The organism is Klebsiella sp. 64 (assembly GCF_018223915.1).
Lineage (GTDB): Bacteria > Pseudomonadota > Gammaproteobacteria > Enterobacterales > Enterobacteriaceae > Klebsiella > Klebsiella pneumoniae.
In genome coordinates, this window is sequence record NZ_JAGRQZ010000011.1 from 69,522 (window position 1) to 94,111 (window position 24,590).

Consider the following 24,590-nt stretch of genomic DNA (forward strand, 5'->3'; position numbering starts at 1 on the left):
AACGTAACTTAGCGGTTCTTTATCACTCTGAAAGGAACTCCGATGAAACTAAAAACAATGAGCGCAGCACTTATGTTAACTTTGCCTTTCTGGGCCTGCGCCAAAGATGTCACCATCATTTATACCAACGATCTTCATGCCCATGTCGAACCTTATAAAGTGCCATGGATAGCGGATGGTAAACGAGATATTGGCGGTTGGGCGAATATCACGACGATGGTGAAACAGGAAAAAGCGAAAAATAACGCGACCTGGTTTTTTGATGCCGGGGATTATTTTACCGGGCCTTACATCAGTAGCCTGACGAAGGGCAAAGCGATAATCGATATTATGAATACGATGTCCTACGATGCGGTGACTATCGGTAATCATGAGTTCGATCACGGCTGGGATAATACGCTGCTTCAGCTTAGCCAGGCGACATTCCCGATTGTTCAGGGCAATATTTTTTATCAGAACAGCGATAAATCGTTCTGGGATAAGCCCTATACCATTATCGAAAAAGATGGCGTGAAAATTGGCGTGATTGGCCTGCACGGCGTGTTTGCTTTTAATGACACCGTTTCTGCCGCGACGCGAGTGGGTATCGAAGCGCGTGATGAGGTGAAATGGCTACAGCATTATATCGATGAACTTAACGGTAAAGTGGATCTGACCGTGGCCCTGATCCATGAAGGCGTCCCGGCGCGTCAGTCGAGCCAGGGGGGAACCGATGTGCGTCGTGCGCTGGATAAAGATATTCAGACTGCGGGTCAGGTGAAAGGTCTGGACGTTTTAATTACCGGCCATGCTCACGTTGGCACACCGGAGCCCATTAAAGTGGGTAATACGTTGATTCTTTCTACCGATAGCGGCGGCATCGATGTGGGTAAACTGGTGCTGGATTATCAGGAGAAACCGCACCAATTCACGGTGAAGCACTTTGAGCTGAAGACGCTTTATGCCGATGAATGGAAGCCTGATCCGCAGACAAAACAGGTCATCGACGGCTGGAATAAGCAACTTGATCAACTGGTGCAGCAGGTCATTACACAATCGCCCGTTGAACTGACCCGTGCGTATGGTATCTCTTCGCCGTTGGGCAATCTTGCCGCTGACGCCTTGCTGTTGGCAGCAGGTAGGAGTACGCAGATGGCGTTAACCAACTCGGGCGGGATCCGTAATGAAATCCCCGCCGGAGCGGTAAGCATGGGGGCCGTTATCAGCACCTTCCCGTTTCCCAACGAGCTGGTCACCATGGATCTAACCGGGAAGCAGTTGCGTAGCCTAATGGAGCATGGCGCCGGGTTGAGCAACGGCGTGCTGCAGGTCTCCCGGGGACTGGAAATGAAGTATGACAGCAGCAAACCTGTGGGCCAGCGCGTTGTGTTATTCAGGCTAAACGGTAAACCGATTGACGATACGACGGTTTACCATATTGCCACCAACAGCTTCCTTGCAGATGGCGGCGATGGTTTTGTCGCGTTTACCGAGGGGCAGGCGCGTAATACCTCCGGCGGCTATTACGTTTCAAATGCGGTCGTAGACTATTTCAAAGCCGGGCAAAAGAAGATAACGGATGAGCAGCTTAACGGGCAGCGCGTTGTCGATGTGAAGAAATAAGTTTTTAAGGCCGGGCAGTCAGCCCGGCCTTAAGCGATCAGTGGGCCGCAAATACCGCCCTGGCGGCAAACAGGCCGTTGAGGGCCGCCGGGAATCCGGCATAGACTGCCATCTGCATGATCGCTTCCGTAATCTCCTCTTGCGTCAGGCCGACGTTTAATCCCGCGGCAATGTGTACTTTCAGCTGTGGCTCGGCGTTACCCAACGCCGTGAGCGCGGCGATGGTGGCGATTTCCCGGCTGCGTAAATCGAGCCCTGGCCTGGCGTAAATATCGCCGAAGGGGAACTCAATCAGATAGCGGGCGAAATCGGGGGCGATATCCCGCAGGCTGCCGACGACGGCTTCCCCGCCCTTACCATCCACCCGCTGAAGCATTTCCTGACCGATGATATAACGTTCGCTGGACATCGTTTTTTCCTCTCTGTGATGGTGCGTTAAGAGGAAGGGTAGGGAAGTGTGCCGGACTTGAGTAATACCCTTTTCGTGATACCTTTTCAGTATGACAACTTCGCGATTACATTCCCTGGATATTCGCCTGCTGCGCGCCTTTGCCGTGGTAGCGGAGGAAAATAACATCAGCCGGGCGGCGCAGCGGTTATTTATCTCGCAGCCGCCGCTGAGCCGCCATATCCGCCATCTGGAAGCGCAGCTGGGGGTGACGCTGTTTCAGCGCCATAGCAAAGGCCTGATCCTGACCGACGCGGGTAGAGAGGTGCTGGAGATGATTCAACCTCTGCTGGCGCTCCAGGAACGCACGCTGGCGGCATTGAGTGAGCTCGCCGCCCACTCGCCGCAGGCTCTACGTCTGGGCGTGACGACGGCCTTCGAACAGGGCATTTTCGCCGCCGTTGAGGCTGCGCTGAGCGAACATACCCGCGCGTTGCATATCACCCGCCACGCCTCACCGGCGCTGGCTCAGCAGGTACGCAAAGGCAAACTCGATGCGGCGCTGGTCGCGTTGCCGCTCAATACTGAAGGGCTGCACCTGTACCCATTGCCGTATCATGAGCCGCTCATTGCGGCATTACCGGCCTCCTGGCCGGAAGCCGCCAGGCCAGGGCTGACGTTAAGCGCGCTCAATCATCGGCCGCTGTTCTGGTTTAAACGCGAGCGTAATCCTGGTTTCTTTGACTACACGCGCCGCATTTTCGACCGGGCTGGCTATGCCCCGACGTATGTGGAAGAGCCGGCCGAGCATGATGTGCTGCTGGCGCGTATTGCGCGCGGGGAAGGCATGATCCTGCTGCCGGCGTCCTTTTCCGCGATTCAGCGTCAGGGGGTGGCGTTCTGCCCGGTGGCTGAGGGCGACGCGATGCCGTTAAGCCTTGGGGTGATTTATCCGCCTCACCAGGCAGAGTCCGTGCAGCAATGGCTTTCTCTGCTGGATGGCATTCTGGCGACTGGCTAGTCTCAGGCTGACTCGCGAGCCACCTTATATTGCCCACCGAGCCGCTTCCTGAGCGTGGCCAGGTGATCGGAAGATGAACTTTTTTCAAGTAGGTGACCTATTCCTCACTCTTTACGCAGATTTTTCTATTGACGCCCGCGCGCTTTTCCGTCATTTTTACATCTGGACGTCTAAACGTATAGAAGTTCGCAATATAACAGCCATTACATGCGATTGATGAGGTAAGGTATGAGCTTTTTTCACGCCAATCAGCGGGAAGCCCTGAATCAGAGCCTGGCGGAAGTCCAGGGCCAGATTAATGTGTCTTTTGAATTCTTTCCGCCGCGCACCAGTGAAATGGAGCAAACCCTGTGGAAATCCATTGATCGCCTGAGCAGTCTGAAACCGAAGTTTGTTTCGGTAACCTATGGCGCGAACTCTGGCGAGCGCGATCGCACCCACAGCATCATCAAAGGCATTAAAGAGCGAACCGGTCTGGAAGCAGCGCCGCACCTGACCTGTATCGATGCCAGCCGCGATGAGTTGCGCACTATCGCTCAGGATTACTGGAACAACGGTATCCGCCATATCGTCGCCCTGCGCGGCGACCTGCCGCCGGGCAGCGGTAAACCGGATATGTACGCCGCCGATCTGGTGACGTTGCTGAAAGAGGTAGGCGATTTTGATATCTCTGTCGCCGCGTATCCGGAAGTGCATCCGGAGGCGAAAAGCGCGCAGGCGGATTTACTGAACCTGAAGCGCAAAGTAGAAGCAGGGGCCAACCGCGCGATCACCCAGTTCTTCTTCGATGTGGAAAGCTACCTGCGTTTTCGCGATCGCTGCGTCTCGGCAGGCATCGACGTGGAAATCATTCCCGGTATCCTGCCGGTCTCCAACTTTAAACAGGCGAAAAAGTTTGCGGATATGACCAACGTCCGTATCCCGGTGTGGATGTCAAAAATGTTCGAAGGGCTGGATAACGACGCCGAAACCCGTCAACTGGTGGGGGCGAATATCGCCATGGACATGGTGAAGATCTTAAGCCGGGAAGGGGTCAAGGATTTCCACTTCTACACCCTGAACCGCGCCGAGATGAGCTACGCCATCTGCCATACGCTGGGCGTACGCCCGGCCTGAGTTTTCATTAACGTTTAGTGCGATGGCGAAGCCGGTATTCGCCATCGCTTTTTTTTGCCCAAAACGCTGATACAGGTCAGGGGAGAGCAGAAGATAAAGCGCGTATAGTGCCAGCCTGATAATTGACAGGGATGGGTTATGCAATGGCAAGGAAGAGCGATCCACTGGCGTTTGGCGGGTTGGCGTTATTAACGCTGATCTGGAGCTTTAGCTGGATCGCGATGAAGCAAGTGACGAGCTATATCGGCGCTTTTGACTTCACGGCGCTGCGCTGTATTTTTGGCGCCGTGGTGCTATGGATAGTGATGTTGATCCGCGGTAAAGCGCTCAAGCCGACGCCTTTCGGCTACACCCTGGCGATCGCGTTATTGCAAACCTGCGGCATGGTCGGTCTGGCACAGTGGGCGCTAATGAGCGGTGGCGCCGGTAAAGTGGCGATCCTGAGTTATACCATGCCATTCTGGGTAGTGGTGATGGCCGCGTTATTCTTAGGTGAGCGCATGCGGCGATGGCAGTATATCGCCATCGGGGTGGCATGCGTGGGCCTGATACTCGTACTTCAGCCTTGGCAACTCGACTTTACTTCCCTGAAAAGCGCCTTGCTGGCGATCCTCTCTGGCGTGAGCTGGGGGGCAGGTGCGATCGTCGCGAAGCGTATGTATACCCGGTATCCGCAGGTTGATTTGCTGGCGCTAACGACATGGCAGATGCTATATGCCGCCGTAGTAATGAGCGTAGTGGCCTGGCTCGTCCCGCAACGGGCGGTAGACTGGCAGCCCGACGTTTTCTGGGCCCTGGCTTACAGCGCAATCCTTGCAACGGCGCTGGCCTGGAGTCTGTGGCTTTTTGTACTGCGTAATTTACCGGCAAGTATAGCCGGTCTGAGTACGCTGGCCGTACCGGTCTGTGGCGTGCTATTTTCCTGGTGGCTACTACATGAAAATCCAGGAAAGGTGGAAGGTTGTGGCATTGCGTTGATAGTACTGGCGTTGGCGATGATCAGTATCAAGAGACGAGGGGCATAGCCTGCTCCGGCCTGCAGAGATGCATAAAAAACACCCGGCTGTCGCCGGGTGTTTTGCTCTGGTTTATTCCCATTCCTGCAGGAAGCGCTGACCATACTGGTCGGCCACCAGCAGCGCGGCGTAGACCTGGTCGGAATCAACGCCGCCCGGCATATTGTGAATGGTTTCGCCTTCAGCGCAGGCGGCTTCCGCCACCAGACGCATTTTGGTCGGGATATCACCTTTGATATCCAGCTGCGCCAGGGTGATCGGCAGCCCAACGCTGTGGCACAGCGCGGCGACGGTCTCTATTTCGTCCACCGGCGCATTTTCCAGCACCAGCTGCGTCAGGGTTCCGAACGCCACTTTTTCCCCGTGATAATAGTGATGGGCGTCAGGGATGGCCGTCATGCCGTTATGAATCGCGTGCGCCGCCGCGAGACCACCGCTTTCGAAACCCACGCCGCTCAGATAGGTGTTGGCTTCCACCACCCGCTCCAGCGCCGGGGTGACCACGTGCTGTTCGGCGGCCAGCATCGCTTTTTCACCCTCTTCGAGTAAGGTGTTGTAGCTAGCTCGGCCAGCGCCAGCGCCGCCTGGGTGCACTTCCCGCCCGCCATGGTGGTGGCGCCGCTACGGGAGCAGGCGCGGGCTTCGAACCAGGTAGCCAGCGCATCGCCAATCCCGGCGGCCAGCAGGCGGGCCGGCGCGCCGGCAACGATCTGCGTATCGACAATGACCATGTTGGGGTTGCGCGGCAGCATCAGGTAGCTGTCGAATTCCCCTTCGTCGGTGTATATCACCGACAGCGCGCTGCACGGCGCATCGGTGGAGGCGATGGTGGGGGCGATCGCCACCGGCACATTCATAAAGTGGGCCAGCGCTTTCGCGGTATCCAGGGTTTTGCCACCGCCGATCCCCAGCACGGCGGTGCACTTCGCGTTGCCGGCGATATCGCGTAGGCGGTTGATTTCATTATGCGAACACTCACCGCCAAACGGCGCGATTTCAGCCGCCAGGCCAGCGTCGGCCAGGCTTTTACGCAGCATCTCTTCCGCAAACCCCAGGACGAACTTATCACCGACCACCAGCCAGCGCTCGGCCAGCGGTTTCAGATAGTCGCCGAGGCGCTTGATGGCGCCTGCGCCCTGGATATATTTGCCTGGTGATTGAATAATGCGATCCATTTCGATTCCTCCTCGATGACCGTGACGCCGCCCGCAGGCGGCTCGCGGATCCGGTTACAGATTCAGCGTGCCAAAGGCGTTATTCCAGTCCTGTTCAAACTTCTCTATGGCTGACTCTACCGCAGGGGTGCCGAGCATTTGTTGCGCTACATCTAGTGGAAGGGTGATTGCTTCGCAGCCAGCCAGCAGACAATCCAGCGCCTGGCGTGGCGTTTTGAAGCTTGCCGCCAGAACTTTGCTCTCGGGCGCATGCATTTCCAGCAGGGATTGCAGCTCCTGCACCATGCGGATGCCGTCCCCGCCCTGGGCGTCGACGCGGTTAACGTAAGGCGCGACGTACTTTGCGCCGGCCAGCGCGGCCAGCAGGCCTTGCGAAGCGCTGTAGACGGCGGTGCCAAGGGTCGGGATGCCTTCTTTCTTCAGCAGTTTGATAGCGGCGAGCCCTTCGGCGGTGACCGGGATTTTGACCACAATGCCCGGCACGGCATTGCTCAGACGTTTGGCCTCTTCCACCATGCCCTGCGCGTCGCGGCTCATGGTCTGCGCGAAGAGGGTGCCCTCCGGACCGACGGCTTTTTGCAGGCGCGGCAGCACATCCCAGACCGGGACTTTACCGGCGGCGATAATGCTCGGGTTGGTGGTTACCCCGGCCAGCGGGTAGATGCGGGCCAGGCGTTCCACTTCGGCGACGTTGGCGGTATCCAGATAGAGTTCCATTGTGTTTTCCTCAATGCTTAATTCGGTGCTGTCGTTGAGGTAAGCATACGGCTTTCGTTCGAAGGATAGCCAGATGACAAATTTGCCAAAAACTGGATAAATGTACGCATCGTGATTAAGGATGATTTAGATCACATTTATCGGCGCTAGCTGGGATGGGAGGTAACTATAGCGCGCACAAAAGTCAGGTTTAACACACAAAAATCTAGTTTTTTACCGGGGATGCTTTTTCCGTCAGCTGGCTATGGTACTGGCGGCGGTATTCAGACGGCGAGCGTTCCGTAGTTTTGCGGAACAGGCGGCAGAAGTAGTTGCTGTCGGCGAAGCCGCAGGCGTGGGCGATGTCTTTCACTTTCATATCGTGGCCCTTCAGCAGCATACGGGCCTGTTCGAGACGAATATGGTTTAGATATTCATTGAAGCCCATTGGCCCACATTTCTGGAACAGATGGGAAAGATAGTTGGGAGAGAGGTAGAACGCCTGGGCCACCGATTCCCGGCTCAGCGGTTCCGCATAATGGATGTCCATATATTGGCGGATCGCTTCAAACAACGCCTGGCTGCGCGAGGAGGTTTGCGCCTGGCTGCCGAGAAGATCATGGCAGTGGCTGAGCAGGCTGACGACGATGCTGCGGGCGGTTTGCTGCTCCTGCGGTTGCATCCGGAGTTCATTGAGCGCCTGCAGCAGAAATGATCCGACGCGCGGCCCGCGGCGCAGCGCCTGCCGCTTGTCGACAACAGTTATCGCCTTGCCATTCCAGTGCTGCAGCGAGCACTCCAGCTGCTGCTTAGCGAACAGGATGCTTAACAGCAGGCAAGGCGCTTGCCACTGCGGGCAGTTCCAGCTATCGCCAGGAATATAGAGCACGTCGTTGGCTTCGAGGGGAGGGGCGTTATCGCCGAGCGCCTGGTCGGGCAACTGCCCATCGAGGAGGATATTCAGACGGGGTAAATCCACCTGCACCACCGGCTCAGCAGGCGAGCGCGTCTCGCCGGCGAAATAAACCCGGCCGAGGCTGGTCTGCTTTTTTAGCAATGCATCAATAAGCTGATTGATATCGTTGTCCATCATTCTTCCGTTCAGCGCATCACCCTTTTCATCATACCGGACATTATTCCAGCGGTAAAAGCGCTTGCCTGTCGCTCTTGCCTCCCAGATAAGATATGTTATATCGTAACAATTTGTCGCCATTGATAGCAAACTCAGGAGAGAGTAATGACCAGAAAGATCCCCCTGCTGGCCTTAGGATTCGGCATGGCTTTAGCCAGCGCCCAGGCGTTCGCCCACGGCAACCATAGCCATGGCCCGGCGTTAACCGAAGTGGAGCGTCAGGCCAGCGAAGGCATTTTTGCGGATAAAGATGTGCAGGACCGCGCGCTGAGCGACTGGGAAGGCGTCTGGCAGTCGGTGAACCCGTATCTGCTCAATGGCGACCTCGATCCGGTGCTGGAGCAGAAGGCGAAAAAGCCCGGCGGCAAGAGCGTGGAGGAGTATCGCGCCTATTATAAGAAGGGCTACGCCACCGATGTGGAGCAGATTGGCATTGAAGATGACGTGATTGAGTTCCACGTTGGCCAGACCGTCAATAGCTGCAAATACCGCTATTCAGGCTATAAAATTCTGCATTACGCCTCCGGTAAGAAGGGCGTGCGTTATCTGTTCGAGTGCCAGCAGGGCGATGCCAAGGCGCCGAAATTTGTGCAATTCAGCGACCATATCATTGGCCCGCGTAAATCACAGCATTTCCATATTTTCATGGGCAATGAATCACAGGAGGCGTTGCTGAAAGAGATGGATAACTGGCCGACCTATTATCCGTATGCGCTGCATAAAGAACAGATCGTTGATGAGATGCTGCACCACTAGAACGGGCGGAAAACCCCCGGCCGGGCGGCCGGGGGGAGATAGATTAACCGGTGTTACGCATACCGGCGGCGACGCCGGCGATGGTGACCATCAGCGCTTGTTCAACGCGCGGATCCGGGTCCTTGCCCTCTTCTTCAGCCTGGCGTGAACGGTGCAGCAGTTCCGCCTGCAGGACGTTCAGCGGGTCGGTATAAATATTACGCAGCTGGATAGACTCGGCGATCCACGGCAGGTCGGCCATCAGATGGGAGTCGTTGGCGATGGCCAGCACGACGTTGATATCGGCAGCCAGCAGCTTGCGCAGCTCGGAACCCAGCGCCCACAGCTCCGGCTTCACCAGGCGCTGATCGTAGTACTCCGCCAGCCACAGGTCGGCCTTCGAGTAAACCATCTCCAGCATGCCGAGGCGGGTAGAGAAGAACGGCCAGTCGCGACACATGGCTTCCAGTTCACTCTGTTTTCCACCTTCGACCACCTTCTGCAGCGCAGCGCCAGCGCCCAGCCAGGCCGGCAGCATCAGGCGGTTCTGGGTCCAGGCGAAGATCCACGGAATGGCGCGCAGCGACTCGACGCCGCCGGTTGGACGACGTTTTGCCGGACGCGAACCCAGCGGCAGTTTGCCCAGCTCCTGCTCCGGGGTCGCAGAGCGGAAGTAAGGGACGAAATCTTTGTTTTCACGCACGTAGCCGCGATACATCTTGCACGACACGTCGGACAGCTCGGCCATGATGTCGCGCCATTCTGCTTTCGGCTCCGGCGGCGGCAGCAGGTTGGCTTCCAGAATGGCGCTGGTATACAGCGACAGGCTGCTGATGGTGACTTCCGGCAGGCCGTACTTAAAGCGGATCATCTCGCCCTGCTCGGTAACGCGCAGGCCGCCTTTCAGGCTTCCCGGCGGCTGCGAGAGCAGCGCGGCGTGGGCCGGCGCGCCGCCGCGGCCGATAGAGCCGCCGCGACCGTGGAACAGCGTCAGTTCAATACCGGCTTTTTCGCAGGTTTTGATCAGCGCGTCCTGCGCCTGGTACTGCGCCCAAGAGGCGGCCATCACGCCGGCATCTTTAGCGGAGTCAGAGTAGCCGATCATGACCATCTGCTTGCCCTGGATAAAGCCGCGGTACCAGTCGATATTCAGCAGCTGGGTCATGACGTCGTTGGCGTTGTTGAGGTCATCCAGCGTTTCGAACAGCGGGGCCACCGGCAGAGCAAAGCCAATCCCGGCTTCTTTCAGCAGGAGATGAACCGCCAGCACATCGGACGGCGTTTTCGCCATCGAGATCACGTAGGCGGCGATCGATCCGCGCGGCGCCTCGGCGATCACCTTGCAGGTGTCGAGAACTTCACGCGTCTCTTCGCTTGGCTCCCACTGGCGCGGCAGCAGCGGACGTTTGGAATTCAGTTCGCGGATCAGGAAAGCCTGTTTGTCGGCTTCCGACCAGCTTTCGTAGTCGCCGATCCCGAGGTAACGGGTCATTTCACCCAGCGCTTCGGTATGGCGGGTGCTTTCCTGACGAATATCAATACGCACCAGCGGTACGCCGAAAGACTTCACGCGGCGCAGGGTGTCGAGCAGCTCGCCGTTGGCGATAATGCCCATGCCGCAGGCCTGCAGCGATTTATAGCAGGCGTACAGCGGCTCCCACAGCTGCTCGTTCTGAGTGATCAGTCCCGCCGGTTTCGGCAGCTTCTGACCTTTCAGACGCGCTTCCAGCCAGGCCTGGGTCTCCATCAGCTGAGAGCGCAGTTTTTTCATCAGATAACGGTACGGTTCCTGAGCGCCCTCGGCGCCAGCCAGGGCGCACAGCTCGTCGGTACACTCCACCATCGACAGCTCGGAGATCAGCACCTGCACGTCTTTGAGGAACAGGTCGGTCGCTTTCCAGCGGCTGAGCAGCAGCACGTGGCGGGTGATGTCGGCAGTCACGTTCGGGTTGCCGTCGCGGTCGCCGCCCATCCACGAGGTGAAACGCACCGGGACGAAGTCCACCGGCAGCTGATAGCCAAGGTTGGCTTCCAGCTGTTCGTTCAGCTCGCGCAGATAGTTAGGCACTCCTTCCCACAGGCTGTTTTCCACCACCGCGAAGCCCCATTTGGCTTCATCGACCGGGGAAGGGCGGTGCTTACGAATTTCATCGGTATGCCACGACTGGGCGATCAGCTGGCGCAGACGGCGCATTAGCTGATGGTGCTCGTAGTCAGCGATATCTTTGTTGTCCAACTGCTTAAGGCAGTTGTTCACTTCCACCATTTTATGGATCAGCGTCCGGCGGGTGATCTCGGTCGGGTGGGCGGTTAACACCAGCTCCAGAGACAGCGATTCCACCGCTTGTTTGATGGTCTCTTCGTTGAGATTGGGTTGGTCTTTGAGCTTTCTCAGGGTACGCGCAATGACTTCCGGATTGCTGGCCGCTTCGCCATTGGCCGAAATGCTGTGGTACTGCTCAGCGGTGTTGGCCAGATTCAGAAACTGGCTGAAGGCACGGGCCACCGGCAGCAGTTCGTCGTTTGACAAATTCTGCAGCGTGGTCAGCAGCTCCTGGCGGTTAGCTTCGTTGCCGGCGCGTGAAGATTTGGACAACTTACGGATAGTTTCGACACGATCAAGAATATTTTCTCCCAATGCATCCTTGATGGTATCGCCCAGCACCTTGCCGAGCATACTGACATTACTACGCAATGCGGAATATTGTTCGTTCATGTTACCCCAGACACCCCATCTCATTTTATTTTGTTATATCCGCTGCGCTGGAACGTGAGCAACGGATAAGCAACCCGTCTTTTATAAAGCCACGTAAATACCCCCACGTCAATTACTGCGAAATCGCTTCAGCAAACGAGTAAATCGCCGTAATTTGCGAAATTTAATTCAGGGAGCGCTGGATAAGCATCGCTTATGGAAATGTGACGATCGTCACCGTTCCGCCCCGGGAGAACGGGGCGGAAAAAGAGGGCGATTTTAGTGCCAGCAGAAGTGATGAACCACCTGGCTAATCAGCTCCCGGGTCGGCTTGATAAAGCGCGTCTCCAGATACTCGTCAGGCTGATGGGCCTGATTGATGGAGCCCGGGCCGAGAACCAGCGTCGGACACAGCGTCTGGATAAACGGCGCTTCGGTGCAGTAATTCACCACGTCGGTCTGCGCGCCAAGCAGTTTCTCGACCACCTGCACCAGCTTATGGTCCGGCGGGCACTCGTAGCCGGGGATCGGCGGATGCAGCTCAGAGACCGTCAGGCGGCCCGGCCAGCGTTCGCTGACCGGGGCCAGCGCCTCGCCCAACAGACCATTAAGATCGTTTAGGGTCATCCCCGGCAGCGGGCGGATATCCATATGCAGTTCACAGCAGGCGCAGATACGGTTTGAGGCATCGCCGCCATGGATAGCGCCCAGGTTGAGGGTTGGGTAAGGGACCGTAAACGCCTCGAAGTGATAGCGCTCTTTTAGCAGATCGCGCAACTGCATAATCCGGCCGATGGCGTCGTGCATCAGCTCAATCGCGTTGACCCCGCGCGCCGGATCGCTGGAGTGGCCGGACTGGCCCTGAATACGGATCGCGTTGGACATATGGCCTTTGTGGGCGCGGATCGGCTGCAGGGAGGTGGGCTCGCCGATGATGGCGCAGTCCGGGCGCAGCCGGGTGGTTTCGGCAAAGTAGCGCGCGCCGGCCATGCTGGTCTCTTCGTCGGCAGTGGCCAGAATATACAGCGGCTTTTTCAGCGTGGTGACGTCGACATCGCGCAGGGCGTCGAGAATAAAGGCGAAGAAGCCTTTCATATCGGCCGTGCCGAGGCCGTAGAGCTTGTTATCGTGTTCGGTGAGGGTGAACGGGTCGCGCGTCCAGCGGCCATCATCGAACGGCACGGTATCGGTATGCCCGGCGAGCAGCAGGCCGCCGGCGCCGTGTCCGGTGCTGGCCAGCAGGTTGAATTTATGGCGCGTATCCGGCACCGGCTGTATCTCAACATTGAAGCCGAGATCGCGGAACCAGCCTGCCAGCAAATTGATTAAAGACTCATTGCTTTGATCGAGAGCCTCTTCAGTCGCGCTGATGGATGGTGTGGCGATCAACGCGCGGTAAATCTCGATAAAGGGCGGTAAATTGTTTTTCATTGTTGACACACCTTGGGTCGTGATAGTATCAATATTCATGCATTTATTGTGAATAAAAATACAATATCGTTGAGCGTAAGAAAACCCATCGAATGTAAGGAGATGCGCTTCCAATGTTAAATACGCTGATTGTGGGTGCCAGTGGTTATGCCGGCGCAGAGCTGGTGACCTATATCAATCGTCATCCGCATATGAACATAACCGCTTTGACGGTCTCCGCGCAAAGCAATGATGCGGGAAAATTAATTTCCGACCTGCATCCGCAGCTCAAAGGCATTGTCGATATGCCGCTGCAGCCGATGTCCGATATCAGCGAATTCAGCGCTGGCGTGGACGTGGTGTTTCTCGCCACCGCGCACGAAGTGAGTCACGATCTGGCGCCGCAGTTTCTTGCCGCTGGCTGCGTGGTGTTCGATCTCTCCGGTGCCTTCCGCGTTAACGATGGGGCGTTCTACGAAAAATATTACGGTTTCACTCATCAGCATCCCGACCTGCTCAAACAGGCGGTGTATGGTCTGGCGGAGTGGAGCGCGGATGCGCTTAAAGACGCGCAGTTAATCGCAGTGCCAGGCTGCTATCCGACGGCGGCGCAGCTGTCGCTGAAGCCGCTGATTGAGGCCAATCTGCTGGATCTCAACCAGTGGCCGGTAATCAACGCTACCAGCGGGGTGAGCGGCGCGGGTCGTAAGGCCGCGATCGGCAACAGCTTCTGTGAAGTTAGCCTGCAGCCGTACGGCATATTTAACCATCGCCATCAGCCGGAGATTGCCAGCCACCTCGGGGCAAAGGTAATTTTTACCCCGCACCTGGGTAATTTTAAGCGCGGCATCCTGGAAACTATCACCTGCCGCCTGAAGCCGGGCGTCGGCCATGCGCAGATCGCGGCGGTTTACCAGCAGGCTTACGCCGATAAACCACTGGTACGTTTATATGATAAAGGCGTGCCCGCTTTGAAAAGCGTCGAAGGCCTGCCATTCTGTGATATCGGTTTTGCCGTGCAGGACGATCATCTCATCGTCGTCGCGGCAGAGGATAACCTGCTGAAAGGCGCCGCAGCGCAGGCGGTGCAGTGCGCGAATATTCGTTTCGGCTTCGCTGAGACGCAGTCTCTTATTTAAGGTGTGATGATGAACCCATTAATTATCAAACTTGGCGGCGTATTACTCGATAGCGAAGAAGCGCTGGAGCGCCTGTTTACCGCGCTGGTTAACTACCGTGAAGCGCACCAGCGTCCGCTGATTATCGTCCACGGCGGCGGCTGCGTGGTGGATGAGCTGATGAAGCAGCTCAACCTGCCGGTGCAGAAGAAAAATGGCCTGCGCGTTACGCCGGCTGAGCAAATCGACATCATCACCGGCGCGCTGGCGGGAACCGCCAACAAGACGCTGCTGGCGTGGGCGAAAAAACATGGTATTTCCTCGGTAGGCCTGTTCCTCGGCGATGGCGATAGCGTGAAGGTCACGCAACTGGATGCTGAGCTGGGCCATGTCGGGCTGGCGCAGCCGGGCTCCCCGGCACTGATCAACACCCTGTTGGCCGGCGGTTACCTGCCGGTGGTGAGCTCTATCGGGGTGACCGATGAAGGCCAGCTGATGAACGTCAACGCTGACCAGGCGGCGACAGCGCTGGCGGCCACCCTGGGGGCGGATCTGATCCTGTTGTCTGACGTTAGCGGTATCCTCGACGGTAAAGGGCAGCGCATTGCCGAGATGACCGCCGAGAAAGCGGAACAGCTGATCGAGCAGGGGATTATCACCGACGGCATGATTGTTAAAGTGAATGCGGCCCTTGACGCCGCACGTGCTCTGGGCCGTCCGGTGGATATCGCCTCCTGGCGTCACGCCGAGCAGCTGCCGGCGTTATTTAACGGCACGCCGATCGGCACACGTATTCTGGCTTAAGATTTCATGCCCGGCGGCGCGTCGTCTGCCGGGCTTACAAGACCGTAGGCCGAGCGGCACAATGCCGCCGGCGGAACTAACGAATAAAGGAAGCATGTTATGGCACTTTGGGGCGGGCGTTTTACACAGGCAGCAGATCAACGGTTCAAACAGTTCAACGACTCGTTGCGCTTCGACTATCGTCTGGCGGAGCAGGATATCGTTGGCTCTGTCGCCTGGTCGAAAGCGCTGGTAACGGTCGGCGTTCTGAGTGCCGCTGAACAGCAGCAGCTGGAAGAAGCGCTGAACGTGCTGCTGGAAGAGGTGCGCGCCAATCCGCAGCAAATCCTCGCCAGCGATGCCGAAGATATTCACAGCTGGGTGGAAGGCAAGCTGATCGATAAAGTGGGCCAGCTGGGCAAGAAACTGCACACCGGGCGCAGCCGTAACGACCAGGTCGCCACCGATCTTAAACTGTGGTGCAAAGATACCGTTGTCGAACTGCTCTCGGCGAACCGCCAGCTGCAGAGCGCGCTGGTGGAGACCGCCCAGCAGAATCAGGACGCGGTAATGCCGGGGTACACCCACCTGCAGCGCGCCCAGCCGGTGACGTTCGCGCACTGGTGTCTGGCCTACGTTGAAATGCTGGCGCGTGACGAAAGCCGTCTGCAGGACGCGCTGAAGCGCCTCGACGTCAGCCCGCTGGGCTGCGGCGCGCTGGCGGGGACGGCGTATGAGATCGACCGCGAGCAGCTGGCCGGCTGGCTGGGCTTTGCCTCCGCCACCCGCAACAGCCTCGACAGCGTGTCCGATCGCGATCATGTGCTGGAGCTGCTTTCCGATGCGGCTATCGGTATGGTGCATCTGTCGCGCTTTGCGGAAGATCTGATTTTCTTTAACTCCGGCGAGGCGAACTTCGTCGAGCTTTCCGACCGCGTGACCTCCGGCTCCTCGCTGATGCCGCAGAAGAAAAACCCGGACGCCCTGGAGCTTATCCGTGGCAAATGCGGCCGCGTGCAGGGTGCGCTGACCGGCATGATGATGACGCTGAAAGGACTGCCGCTGGCCTACAACAAAGACATGCAGGAAGATAAAGAGGGGCTTTTCGACGCCCTGGATACCTGGCTCGACTGCCTGCATATGGCGGCCCTGGTGCTGGACGGCATTCAGGTAAAACGCCCGCGCTGTGCGGAAGCGGCGCAGCAGGGCTATGCCAACGCCACTGAGCTGGCGGATTATCTGGTGGCGAAAGGCGTACCGTTCCGCGAGGCGCACCATATTGTCGGTGAAGCGGTAGTGGAAGCCATTGCGCAAGGGAAACCGCTGGAAGCGCTGACCCTGGCCGATCTGCAGAAATTCAGCCCGGTGATTGCGGACGATGTGTATCCGATTCTGTCGCTGCAGTCCTGCCTCGAGAAACGCGCAGCGAAAGGCGGCGTCTCGCCGCAGCAGGTAGCCCAGGCTATCAACGAGGCGAAGGCTCGTTTAAGCTAATCCTTAGATATCTGCCCTCCCTGACCCGGCCAAGCCCAGCGACGCCGGGTTTTTTATGCAAAAAAAAAGCGGACGCAAGGTCCGCAAAAGTTCACGTTGGCTTTAGTTGTTCGGGTAGAGAAACAGTGTGACGGGTCAGTGATTTTCACAGGTAGACCGTCTTTATGGGCGTATTATTGAACAGAAAACTTGATAGGGATAATCGTTCGTTGCTATGCTATCTATCGCCATGGACTATCGTGGCGATGGAGGATGAATAATGAATATTCGCGATCTTGAATACCTGGTAGCGCTCGCCGAACACCGCCACTTCCGGCGGGCGGCTGACTCATGCCATGTGAGCCAACCGACGCTCAGCGGACAGATCCGCAAGCTGGAGGATGAGCTTGGCGTCATGCTGCTGGAGCGCACCAGCCGTAAGGTTCTGTTTACCCAGGCGGGGCTGTTGCTGGTGGATCAGGCGCGTACCGTGTTACGCGAAGTAAAAGTGCTCAAGGAAATGGCAAGCCAACAAGGGGAAACCATGTCCGGGCCGCTGCATATCGGCCTGATCCCGACAATTGGCCCGTACCTGCTGCCGCACATCATTCCGATGCTGCATCAGACCTTCCCGAAGCTGGAAATGTATCTGCACGAAGCGCAGACCCATCAGCTGCTGGCTCAGCTCGACAGCGGTAAGCTCGACTGCGCCATCCTGGCGCTGGTCAAAGAGAGCGAGGCCTTTATCGAGGTGCCGCTGTTCGATGAGCCGATGATGCTGGCTATTTATGAAGATCATCCGTGGGCGAACCGCGATCGGGTGCCGATGTCGGATCTGGCCGGTGAAAAGCTGCTGATGCTGGAGGATGGCCACTGTCTGCGCGATCAGGCGATGGGCTTCTGCTTTGAAGCGGGGGCGGATGAGGATACCCACTTCCGCGCGACCAGCCTGGAAACGCTGCGCAATATGGTGGCGGCAGGCAGCGGCATTACCCTGCTGCCGGCGCTGGCGGTGCCGCAGGAGAGAAAACGCGATGGCGTAGTCTACCTGCCGTGCATTAAGCCAGAGCCAAGACGCACCATCGGTCTGGTTTATCGTCCAGGCTCCCCGCTGCGCAGCCGCTATGAACATCTGGCGGAGGCCATCCGCGGCACGATGGATGGCCATTTCGACAAGGCGTTAAAACAGGCGGTTTAAGCCGTTCAGCGCGGCAACCCGGTACGCTTCCGCCATGGTCGGGTAGTTAAAGGTGGTGTTGACGAAGTACTCAATGGTGTTGCCACCGCCTTTCTGCTCCATGATCGCCTGGCCGATATGAATAATTTCGGCCGCGCGCTCGCCAAAGCAGTGAATGCCAAGGATCTCCTTGGTTTCACGATGGAACAGGATCTTCAGCGTACCAACGCTCATACCGACGATTTGCGCCCGCGCCAGGTGTTTAAACTGGGCGCGGCCCACCTCATACGGCACTTTCATCGCCGTCAGCTGCTGCTCGGTTTTCCCGACGGAGCTGATTTCCGGAATGGTATAGATCCCGGTCGGGATATCTTCAATCAGATGCGCTGAGGCTTCGCCTTTCACCAGCGCCTGGGCGGCAATGCGTCCCTGATCGTAAGCGGCAGAAGCCAGGCTTGGATAGCCGATGACATCGCCAACCGCATAGATGTGCGGGAGGGCGGTCTGATACATGCTGTTGACCTTCAGCTGACCGCGGCTGTCGGTCTGCAGACCGATATTTTCCAGCGCCAGGGTGTCGGTGTTGCCGGTGCGGCCGTTAGCGTACAGCAGGCAATCGGCCTTCAGCTTTTTGCCGGACTTCAGGTGCATGATCACCCCGTCATCCACCCCTTCAATTTTCTCATACTCCTCGTTGTGGCGAATAACCACGCCGCTGTTCCAGAAGTGATAAGAGAGCGAGTCTGACATCTCCTGATCGAGGAAGGCCAGCAGACGATCGCGGGTGTTGATCAGATCGACCTTCACCTCCATGCCGCGGAAGATCGACGCATATTCACAACCGATCACCCCGGCGCCGTAAATGATCACATGGCGCGGCTCATGCTGCAGGCTGAGAATCGAATCGCTGTCATAGATGCGCGGGTGGTGGAAATCGACATCCGCCGGATGGTAGGGGCGCGATCCGCAGGCGATAACGAATTTCTCCGCGGTCACAGTCTCGACCGTGCCGTCATGGCACTCCAGCGCCAGAGTATGCTCATCCACGAAGTGGGCATTGCCCTGCAGAATTTCACAGTGGTTGCGCTCATAGAATCCCTGGCGCATATGAGTCTGCTGGTTGATGACGCTGTCGGCATGGTTAAGGATGTCGGCGAAAGAAGAGCGAAGAAGGCGGGAGTGGTCGCTGTAGAGGGGGTTTTGGTTAAACTCGATAATACGGCTGACGGCATGGCGGAGGGCTTTCGACGGGATGGTGCCCCAGTGGGTGCAACCGCCGCCGACATTATGGTAGCGCTCGATGACGGCAACGCGTGCTCCCTGTTTCACCAGTCCCATGGCGGCGCCTTCCCCGCCAGGACCGGAACCAATCACTATTGCATCATAATCCCAAGAGTGTGACATGGCATTACTCACCTGTTTTATACATAAAATAAACACGATGATAACATTCGCTGCGCTTTAACCCAATTATCGTTGTGCTTTTTTGCAGCATAAAAGCAGAAACGGCTCGTAAACAATCATTCACAATCCAGGGCAAACCGATTAGTTTTAATCTCTGGTATAGTGCCAGCAGGGCTATTGGAAGGATTCATACATCGTGATGGGCGTAAGAGCACAACAAAAAGAAAAAACCCGCCGTTCGCTGGTGGAAGCGGCATTCAGTCAACTTAGCGCTGAGCGGAGTTTCGCCAGCCTGAGCTTGCGTGAAGTGGCCCGGGAAGCAGGGATCGCGCCGACGTCCTTTTATCGTCATTTTCGCGACGTCGATGAGCTGGGCCTGACGATGGTCGATGAGAGCGGACTGATGCTGCGCCAGCTGATGCGCCAGGCGCGCCAGCGGATAGCCAAAGGCGGCAGCGTGATCCGCACCTCGGTCTCCACCTTTATGGAATTTATCGGTAACAACCCGAACGCCTTCCGCCTGCTGCTGCGTGAGCGCTCGGGAACTTCTGCGGCGTTTCGCGCCGCCGTCGCACGCGAGATCCAGCACTTTATTGCGGAACTCGCCGACTATTTAGAACTCGAAAACCATATGCCGCGCGCCTTTACCGAAGCGCAGGCTGAAGCTATGGTCACCATCGTTTTTAGCGCTGGCGCGGAAGCGCTGGATGTCGGCCCTGAGCAGCGCCGGCAGCTGGAGGAACGGTTGGTACTGCAGCTTCGAATGATCTCGAAAGGCGCGTATTACTGGTATCGCCGTGAACAAGAAAAAATGTCACATCATTCCGAATAACGTGAAGGACGAGCAATGAAACACTCAGTTCAAGATAAAGGTACGCTGCTGCTGGCGCTGATTGCCGGGTTATCCATTAATGGCGCCTTTGCGGCGCTGTTCAGTTCGATAGTTCCGTTTTCCGTCTTCCCCATTTTATCCCTGCTGCTGACGGTCTACTGTCTGCATCAGCGCTATCAGAATCGCAGTATGCCCGTTGGGCTACCGGGCCTGGCCGCCGCCTTTTTTATTCTCGGGGTGCTGTTGTACAGCACCGTCGTGCGTGCGGAGTACCCGGATATCGGTTCTAACTTCTTCCCGGCCGTTCTGTCCGTCGCGATGGTCTTCTGGATCGGCTACAAGATGCGTAACCGCAAAGATACCGCAGCCGAGTAAGCCGCCAGCGGTAAAAAAACCGGCAATATGACGTTGCCGGTTTTTTTGGACCTATTTGCAGGTCAGCAGGACGCCGCACTCCATGTGATGGGTATACGGGAACTGGTCGAACAGCGCCAGCCGGGTAACGTTATGCGTCTGGCTTAGCGTTTCCAGATTGCGACACAGCGTTTCCGGGTTGCACGAAATGTACAAAATACGCGGATAGGCCTGCACCATTTTTTCCGTCTCGCTGTCCAGCCCGCTGCGCGGTGGATCGACGAAGATGGTTTCGCACTGATAGCTATGCAGATCGATACCCTGCAGCCGGTTGAACTGCCGCACCCCGTTCATCGCCTGAGTAAACTCTTCCGCCGCCATGCGGATAATCTGCACGTTGTCGATATGGTTAGCGGCGATGTTGTACTGCGCCGCCGCCACCGACGGTTTGGCGATTTCGGTGGCCAATACGCGATCGAAATTACGTGCCAGCGCCAGCGAGAAGTTACCGTTGCCGCAGTACAATTCCAGCAGGTCGCCAGTCGCCCCTTTGGTGACATCCAGTGCCCACTCCAGCATCTGAATGTTCATGGCCGCGTTCGGTTGGGTAAAGCTGTTTTCCACCTGACGGTAGATCATCTCCCGCCCGCCAACCGGCAGGCGTTCATCTATATAGTCTTGATCGAGCTCGATTTTGGTTTTGGTCGCCCGCCCAATCAGATGCACATTGAGCCCCTGGGCTCGCAGGGCGTCACGCAGCGCCTCCGCTTGCTCTCGCCAGGCATCGTCCAGCTTTTTATGATACAGCAGCGAAACGACCGCCTGGTTGCTGAGGGTGGTCAGATAGTCAATCTGGAACAGCTTCTGGCGTAGCACGGGATTGTTGCGTACGCCCTCCAGCATGGCGGTCATCAGCTGATTGATCAGCGCGCTGGCGGCCGGGAAGCTGTCAACGCGAATCCGCGACCGGGTCTGCTGATCGAAAATAATATGGTACAGATCGTCGCCATCGTGCCACAGACGGAACTCGGCGCGCATACGGTAGTGGCTGACCGGCGAACGAAACACTTCCGGAACCGGCGCGGCAAAAGGCGCCATCATGGTTTGCAAACGGACGACTTTTTCTGCCAGCTGCGCTTCGTATTGTTCGGTAGGAAGGTGTTCGGGGGTCATGATGTATCCTGAATAAAATAAGTACGCGGGGATTGTAGGGAAAGCGCCGGGGATGTCCAGCCTCGAATGCCGCGGGAAATATAATTAGCAGTCTGGACATCTATATGGTTCTGATTGTAGCATTCGCCTACCGGTCCTGTGAGTTAAAAGGGAACCCAGTGGAAATCTGGGGCTGACGCGCAGCGGTAAGGAAGGTGAGAAATGAGCGCACTCGGTGCAGACACTGCGGCTAGCCGTGGGAAGTCATTATTTCTTGAAACAGCCTCCAAGCCCGAAGACCTGCCGGAATACGTCGCACTGGGTTTTATCGTCGCGAGCAACTGATAAAACCTGCGGCATCCTTTTTCTGTTTCGGATGCTTTTACAATGATTAAAAAAGCTTCGCTGATGACGGCCTTATCCGTCACGGCATTTTCCGGCTGGGCGCAGGATAGCAATTCAGATACGTTGGTGGTGACAGCAAACCGTTTTCAACAGCCGGTCAATACCGTGCTGGCGCCGACCGACATTGTGACGCGCGATGACATCGACCGCTGGCAGTCCAAAGATTTAAACGATGTCATGCGTCGTCTTCCCGGGGTCGATATTGCCCGCAACGGCGGCATGGGGCAGAGCGCTTCGCTGTATGTTCGGGGGACGGAGGCTCGTCACGTGCTGGTGCTGATCGACGGTGTGCCGATGGCGCGTCCGGGGATCTCCAACGGCGTAGATATCAGTCAGATCCCTATCTCACTGGTCCAGCGGGTGGAATACATCCGCGGCCCGCGCTCCGCGGTGTACGGCTCCGGAGCGATCGGCGGGGTGGTGAACATCATCACCATGACCGATTCAGACCGTTCACAGGTTAACGTCGGAATGGGGAGTAACGGTTATCAGACTTATGACGGCGCCATTAATAAACGTTTTGGCGATACCGTAGTGACTGCAGCTGGTGCTTATCAGACCACAAAAGGTTTTAACGTCCAGCCGAATTCGCCGTACAGCGGCGACAGCGATCGTGATGGCTATCGTAACAAGCTTTTCCTGGGCGGTGTGCAACATAAGTTTGACGATAACTTCTCTGGTTTCTTCCGGGGCTATGGTTACACAGCCAATACTGACTACGATCAGGGCTCGTATGGCTATGTTGGCGGCAATGATGAAAGACAGAATTACACGCAGTCCTGGGACACGGGTCTGCGTTACAGCTCCGGTATCTATTCCTCCCAGCTGATTGCTAACTATCAGCGCATCAAAGATTACAACTACAGCAGCGACGCTGGCCGCTATGCCGCGGGCACCACCCTGGATGATATGGAACAGCGCTATATCCAGTGGGGTAATAACATTGAGGTTGGGCACGGGGCGATTAGTGGCGGCGTCGACTGGAAGCAAGAAAAGCTCACCTCCAGTAGCACAACATTGTCTGATGCCTACAAACGCGATACCACCGGTCTTTACCTGACCGGGCAGCAGCAGATTGACAGTGTGACCCTGGAAGCATCCGGACGTGAGGATCATGACGAGCAGTTCGGATGGCACGGTACTTGGCAGACTGCGGCAGGCTGGGAGTTTATTGATGGCTACCGGGCTACGCTCTCTTACGGTACCGGATTCCTGGCGCCGTCACTGGGTCAGCAATATGGCGCGACGCGTTTTGCTTCGTTTTATGGGCCTGGCATTGCTTCCAACCCAAACCTGAAGCCGGAAGAATCTAAACAGTGGGAAGCCGGAATTGACGGGCTAACGGGGCCGCTGGATTGGCGAATCTCAGCATATCATTATGAGATTCAAAACCTGATCGACTATAAAAACAATCAATATATCAACGTGAAGTCAGCCACGATTAAAGGTCTGGAGTGGACGGGGAACGTGACGACTGGCCCGGTGGAGCATCATCTGACGTTGCAGTATGTCGATCCGCGTGATGATGATACTGGCAAGGTACTCTATCGCCGCGCGAAGCAACAAGTGAAGTATGAACTGACCGGACAGATCTACGATCTTGACTGGAACGTGATGTATCAGTACCTCGGCAAGCGTTACGATGATGACTACGACAATGGGCGCGATGTCAAAATGGGCGGTCTGAGCCTCTGGGATGTCGGTTTATCGTATCCCGTCACCTCACACCTGACAGTTCGTGGTAAAATAGCCAACCTGTTCGATAAAGATTACGAGACAGTTTATGGCTACCAATCTGCAGGACGGGAATACACCTTGTCTGGCAGCTACACCTTCTGATCCACGTCCCACCGTGCTGGTGTTTGATTCCGGCGTCGGTGGGTTGTCGGTTTATAATGAGATTCGGCAGCTGCTGCCGAATCTGCATTACATCTATGCTTTCGATAACGTTGCCTTCCCCTATGGCGAGAAGAGCGAGGAGTTTATCGTTGAGCGCGTTGTGGAAATCGTCACCGCTGTCCAGCAGCGTTATCCCCTGGCGCTGGCGGTGATCGCCTGCAATACCGCCAGTACCGTCTCCCTGCCTGCCCTGCGTGAAAAGTTCGCTTTCCCCGTCGTTGGCGTGGTGCCGGCGATCAAGCCCGCTGCCCGTTTAACGGCGAACGGCATTGTTGGCCTGCTGGCGACGCGCGGTACCGTAAAGCGTCCTTATACCCGTGAGCTGATCGACCGCTTTGCCAATGAATGTCGGATTGAAATGCTGGGGTCGGCGGAGCTGGTGGAGCTGGCGGAAGCGAAGCTGCACGGCGAGCCTGTGCCGTTAGAAGAGCTGCGCCGTATCCTGCGCCCATGGCTGCGGATGCAGGAGCCGCCGGATACGGTGGTGCTGGGCTGCACCCACTTTCCTCTTTTACAGGAGGAGCTGCAGCGCGTTCTGCCGGAAGGCACACGGCTGATCGATTCCGGCGCGGCGATTGCCCGTCGCACCGCCTGGCTGTTAGAGCATGAAGCGCCGGATGCGAAGTCCAGCGACGAGAATAAGGCATTCTGCATGGCGCTGACGGCAGAAACAGAACAGCTTTTACCCGTTCTGCGTCGCTATGGCTTCTCGACGCTGGAAAAATTACCGCTCTAAGGGCGTTTTGCACAAAAAAGAGACGGTTGAATAATTTTTTGAAAACAGGGCTTGTCAACGTCTCAGAACTCCCTATAATGCGCCTCCACTGACACGGAACAACGGCAAGCAAGCCGCCGGGTCGGCAGGGTTTTAGCGGTGAAGTTCAGCGCTAAAAACTGACAGAGAAAAGCAAAATAAGGGCTTGACTCTGAATGAGGAAAACGTATTATACGGGACCTCGCAACGGTGAGCTGAAAGCCGCGTTGCAACTGCTCTTTAACAATTTATC

20 protein-coding genes, 1 pseudogene and 1 riboswitch are annotated in these 24,590 nt (G+C 56.9%); of the genes and pseudogenes, 13 read left to right on the top strand and 8 right to left on the bottom strand.

Annotated elements, in window-relative coordinates; genetic code table 11:
- The first annotated feature begins 42 nt into the window (after positions 1-42).
- Complete coding sequence (locus KHQ23_RS08975) at positions 43-1,602, top strand: bifunctional UDP-sugar hydrolase/5'-nucleotidase (protein ID WP_032433729.1); 1,560 nt, start codon at positions 43-45, stop codon at positions 1,600-1,602.
- Between the two features lie 37 nt (positions 1,603-1,639).
- On the opposite strand, the gene KHQ23_RS08980 is transcribed toward KHQ23_RS08975, so the two are convergent.
- Entirely contained in the window at positions 1,640-2,011 is a 372-nt protein-coding gene (locus tag KHQ23_RS08980) for a carboxymuconolactone decarboxylase family protein (RefSeq protein ID WP_032433730.1), read from the bottom strand.
- 91 nt (positions 2,012-2,102) lie between these two features.
- Here KHQ23_RS08980 and KHQ23_RS08985 point away from each other — a divergent pair, with 91 nt between their 5' ends.
- From KHQ23_RS08985 to KHQ23_RS08995, 3 genes are all read left to right on the top strand, one after another.
- Complete coding sequence (locus KHQ23_RS08985; RefSeq protein ID WP_211776942.1) at positions 2,103-3,011, top strand: LysR family transcriptional regulator; 909 nt, start codon at positions 2,103-2,105, stop codon at positions 3,009-3,011.
- Positions 3,012-3,239: 228 nt separating this feature from the next.
- Positions 3,240-4,127, top strand: a complete 888-nt coding sequence (metF, locus tag KHQ23_RS08990; protein ID WP_002882952.1) for a methylenetetrahydrofolate reductase — start codon at positions 3,240-3,242, stop codon at positions 4,125-4,127.
- 143 nt (positions 4,128-4,270) lie between these two features.
- The gene (locus tag KHQ23_RS08995) at positions 4,271-5,152 is read left to right on the top strand and encodes a DMT family transporter (protein ID WP_004177983.1); all 882 of its coding nucleotides are present in this window, start codon (positions 4,271-4,273) and stop codon (positions 5,150-5,152) included.
- Between the two features lie 63 nt (positions 5,153-5,215).
- Here the strand turns inward: KHQ23_RS08995 and KHQ23_RS09000 are convergent.
- The 3 genes and pseudogenes from KHQ23_RS09000 to KHQ23_RS09010 all read right to left on the bottom strand — a co-directional run bounded on the left by KHQ23_RS09000 (position 5,216) and on the right by KHQ23_RS09010 (position 8,227).
- Positions 5,216-6,318: pseudogene (locus KHQ23_RS09000) on the bottom strand (glycerol dehydrogenase).
- 54 nt (positions 6,319-6,372) lie between these two features.
- Positions 6,373-7,035 (bottom strand): fructose-6-phosphate aldolase, encoded by a 663-nt coding sequence (gene fsa, locus KHQ23_RS09005; protein ID WP_004177977.1) that lies wholly within the window; start codon positions 7,033-7,035, stop codon positions 6,373-6,375.
- A 205-nt stretch (positions 7,036-7,240) separates the two neighbouring features.
- Positions 7,241-8,227 carry an AraC family transcriptional regulator gene (locus KHQ23_RS09010; protein ID WP_073553704.1) on the bottom strand — a complete coding sequence of 329 codons (987 nt, stop codon included), beginning with the start codon at positions 8,225-8,227 and terminating at the stop codon, positions 7,241-7,243.
- A gap of 24 nt (positions 8,228-8,251) precedes the next feature.
- On the opposite strand from KHQ23_RS09010, the gene zinT reads away from it, so the two are divergent.
- Positions 8,252-8,902 (top strand): metal-binding protein ZinT, encoded by a 651-nt coding sequence (zinT, locus tag KHQ23_RS09015; protein ID WP_004177973.1) that lies wholly within the window; start codon positions 8,252-8,254, stop codon positions 8,900-8,902.
- Positions 8,903-8,945: 43 nt separating this feature from the next.
- On the opposite strand, the gene ppc is transcribed toward zinT, so the two are convergent.
- A complete protein-coding gene (ppc, locus tag KHQ23_RS09020; RefSeq protein WP_211776943.1) occupies positions 8,946-11,597 on the bottom strand; it encodes a phosphoenolpyruvate carboxylase in 2,652 nt (883 codons plus the stop codon).
- Positions 11,598-11,855: 258 nt separating this feature from the next.
- The gene (gene argE, locus KHQ23_RS09025; protein ID WP_004177969.1) at positions 11,856-13,007 is read right to left on the bottom strand and encodes an acetylornithine deacetylase; all 1,152 of its coding nucleotides are present in this window, start codon (positions 13,005-13,007) and stop codon (positions 11,856-11,858) included.
- Between the two features lie 113 nt (positions 13,008-13,120).
- On the opposite strand from argE, the gene argC reads away from it, so the two are divergent.
- The 4 genes from argC to oxyR all read left to right on the top strand — a co-directional run bounded on the left by argC (position 13,121) and on the right by oxyR (position 17,558).
- Positions 13,121-14,125, top strand: a complete 1,005-nt coding sequence (gene argC / locus KHQ23_RS09030) for an N-acetyl-gamma-glutamyl-phosphate reductase (protein WP_004181637.1) — start codon at positions 13,121-13,123, stop codon at positions 14,123-14,125.
- A 6-nt stretch (positions 14,126-14,131) separates the two neighbouring features.
- Positions 14,132-14,908: an acetylglutamate kinase gene (argB, locus tag KHQ23_RS09035; RefSeq protein ID WP_004187843.1), complete on the top strand. Its 777-nt coding sequence runs from the start codon at positions 14,132-14,134 to the stop codon at positions 14,906-14,908.
- A 99-nt stretch (positions 14,909-15,007) separates the two neighbouring features.
- Complete coding sequence (gene argH, locus KHQ23_RS09040) at positions 15,008-16,381, top strand: argininosuccinate lyase (RefSeq protein ID WP_004146283.1); 1,374 nt, start codon at positions 15,008-15,010, stop codon at positions 16,379-16,381.
- 259 nt (positions 16,382-16,640) lie between these two features.
- Positions 16,641-17,558, top strand: coding sequence for a DNA-binding transcriptional regulator OxyR (gene oxyR / locus KHQ23_RS09045; RefSeq protein WP_002883015.1), 918 nt, complete (start codon positions 16,641-16,643; stop codon positions 17,556-17,558).
- On the opposite strand, the gene sthA is transcribed toward oxyR, so the two are convergent.
- Positions 17,541-18,941, bottom strand: a complete 1,401-nt coding sequence (gene sthA, locus KHQ23_RS09050; protein ID WP_002883016.1) for a Si-specific NAD(P)(+) transhydrogenase — start codon at positions 18,939-18,941, stop codon at positions 17,541-17,543. The two genes, oxyR and sthA, sit on opposite strands and share 18 nt — an antisense overlap.
- Before the next feature lie 196 nt (positions 18,942-19,137).
- On the opposite strand from sthA, the gene fabR reads away from it, so the two are divergent.
- Both fabR and KHQ23_RS09060 read left to right on the top strand, forming a co-directional pair.
- Positions 19,138-19,773 (top strand): HTH-type transcriptional repressor FabR, encoded by a 636-nt coding sequence (fabR, locus tag KHQ23_RS09055; protein WP_004151856.1) that lies wholly within the window; start codon positions 19,138-19,140, stop codon positions 19,771-19,773.
- 15 nt (positions 19,774-19,788) lie between these two features.
- Positions 19,789-20,148 carry a YijD family membrane protein gene (locus tag KHQ23_RS09060; RefSeq protein ID WP_002883021.1) on the top strand — a complete coding sequence of 120 codons (360 nt, stop codon included), beginning with the start codon at positions 19,789-19,791 and terminating at the stop codon, positions 20,146-20,148.
- Between the two features lie 51 nt (positions 20,149-20,199).
- Here the strand turns inward: KHQ23_RS09060 and trmA are convergent, their stop codons facing one another.
- Positions 20,200-21,300: a tRNA (uridine(54)-C5)-methyltransferase TrmA gene (trmA, locus tag KHQ23_RS09065; protein ID WP_004895129.1), complete on the bottom strand. Its 1,101-nt coding sequence runs from the start codon at positions 21,298-21,300 to the stop codon at positions 20,200-20,202.
- A 114-nt stretch (positions 21,301-21,414) separates the two neighbouring features.
- A riboswitch (cobalamin riboswitch) is annotated at positions 21,415-21,602 on the top strand.
- Positions 21,603-21,666: 64 nt separating this feature from the next.
- On the opposite strand from trmA, the gene btuB reads away from it, so the two are divergent.
- Both btuB and murI read left to right on the top strand, forming a co-directional pair.
- Positions 21,667-23,523, top strand: coding sequence for a TonB-dependent vitamin B12 receptor BtuB (gene btuB, locus KHQ23_RS09070; protein WP_004187300.1), 1,857 nt, complete (start codon positions 21,667-21,669; stop codon positions 23,521-23,523).
- Entirely contained in the window at positions 23,468-24,319 is an 852-nt protein-coding gene (gene murI / locus KHQ23_RS09075; protein WP_002883026.1) for a glutamate racemase, read from the top strand. Before btuB ends, murI begins: the two co-directional genes overlap by 56 nt.
- Positions 24,320-24,590 lie beyond the last annotated feature (271 nt).

What these genes read in the sequence shown, in the direction of transcription:
- KHQ23_RS08975 (WP_032433729.1), top strand. Translation starts at nt 43, where the DNA reads ATGAAACTAAAAACAATGAGCGCAGCACTTATGTTAACTTTGCCTTTC.
- KHQ23_RS08980 (WP_032433730.1), bottom strand. Translation starts at nt 2,011, where the DNA reads ATGTCCAGCGAACGTTATATCATCGGTCAGGAAATGCTTCAGCGGGTG.
- KHQ23_RS08985 (WP_211776942.1), top strand. Translation starts at nt 2,103, where the DNA reads ATGACAACTTCGCGATTACATTCCCTGGATATTCGCCTGCTGCGCGCC.
- metF (WP_002882952.1), top strand. Translation starts at nt 3,240, where the DNA reads ATGAGCTTTTTTCACGCCAATCAGCGGGAAGCCCTGAATCAGAGCCTG.
- KHQ23_RS08995 (WP_004177983.1), top strand. Translation starts at nt 4,271, where the DNA reads ATGGCAAGGAAGAGCGATCCACTGGCGTTTGGCGGGTTGGCGTTATTA.
- fsa (WP_004177977.1), bottom strand. Translation starts at nt 7,035, where the DNA reads ATGGAACTCTATCTGGATACCGCCAACGTCGCCGAAGTGGAACGCCTG.
- KHQ23_RS09010 (WP_073553704.1), bottom strand. Translation starts at nt 8,227, where the DNA reads ATGGCGACAAATTGTTACGATATAACATATCTTATCTGGGAGGCAAGA.
- zinT (WP_004177973.1), top strand. Translation starts at nt 8,252, where the DNA reads ATGACCAGAAAGATCCCCCTGCTGGCCTTAGGATTCGGCATGGCTTTA.
- ppc (WP_211776943.1), bottom strand. Translation starts at nt 11,597, where the DNA reads ATGAACGAACAATATTCCGCATTGCGTAGTAATGTCAGTATGCTCGGC.
- argE (WP_004177969.1), bottom strand. Translation starts at nt 13,007, where the DNA reads ATGAAAAACAATTTACCGCCCTTTATCGAGATTTACCGCGCGTTGATC.
- argC (WP_004181637.1), top strand. Translation starts at nt 13,121, where the DNA reads ATGTTAAATACGCTGATTGTGGGTGCCAGTGGTTATGCCGGCGCAGAG.
- argB (WP_004187843.1), top strand. Translation starts at nt 14,132, where the DNA reads ATGATGAACCCATTAATTATCAAACTTGGCGGCGTATTACTCGATAGC.
- argH (WP_004146283.1), top strand. Translation starts at nt 15,008, where the DNA reads ATGGCACTTTGGGGCGGGCGTTTTACACAGGCAGCAGATCAACGGTTC.
- oxyR (WP_002883015.1), top strand. Translation starts at nt 16,641, where the DNA reads ATGAATATTCGCGATCTTGAATACCTGGTAGCGCTCGCCGAACACCGC.
- sthA (WP_002883016.1), bottom strand. Translation starts at nt 18,941, where the DNA reads ATGTCACACTCTTGGGATTATGATGCAATAGTGATTGGTTCCGGTCCT.
- KHQ23_RS09060 (WP_002883021.1), top strand. Translation starts at nt 19,789, where the DNA reads ATGAAACACTCAGTTCAAGATAAAGGTACGCTGCTGCTGGCGCTGATT.
- trmA (WP_004895129.1), bottom strand. Translation starts at nt 21,300, where the DNA reads ATGACCCCCGAACACCTTCCTACCGAACAATACGAAGCGCAGCTGGCA.
- btuB (WP_004187300.1), top strand. Translation starts at nt 21,667, where the DNA reads ATGATTAAAAAAGCTTCGCTGATGACGGCCTTATCCGTCACGGCATTT.
- murI (WP_002883026.1), top strand. Translation starts at nt 23,468, where the DNA reads ATGGCTACCAATCTGCAGGACGGGAATACACCTTGTCTGGCAGCTACA.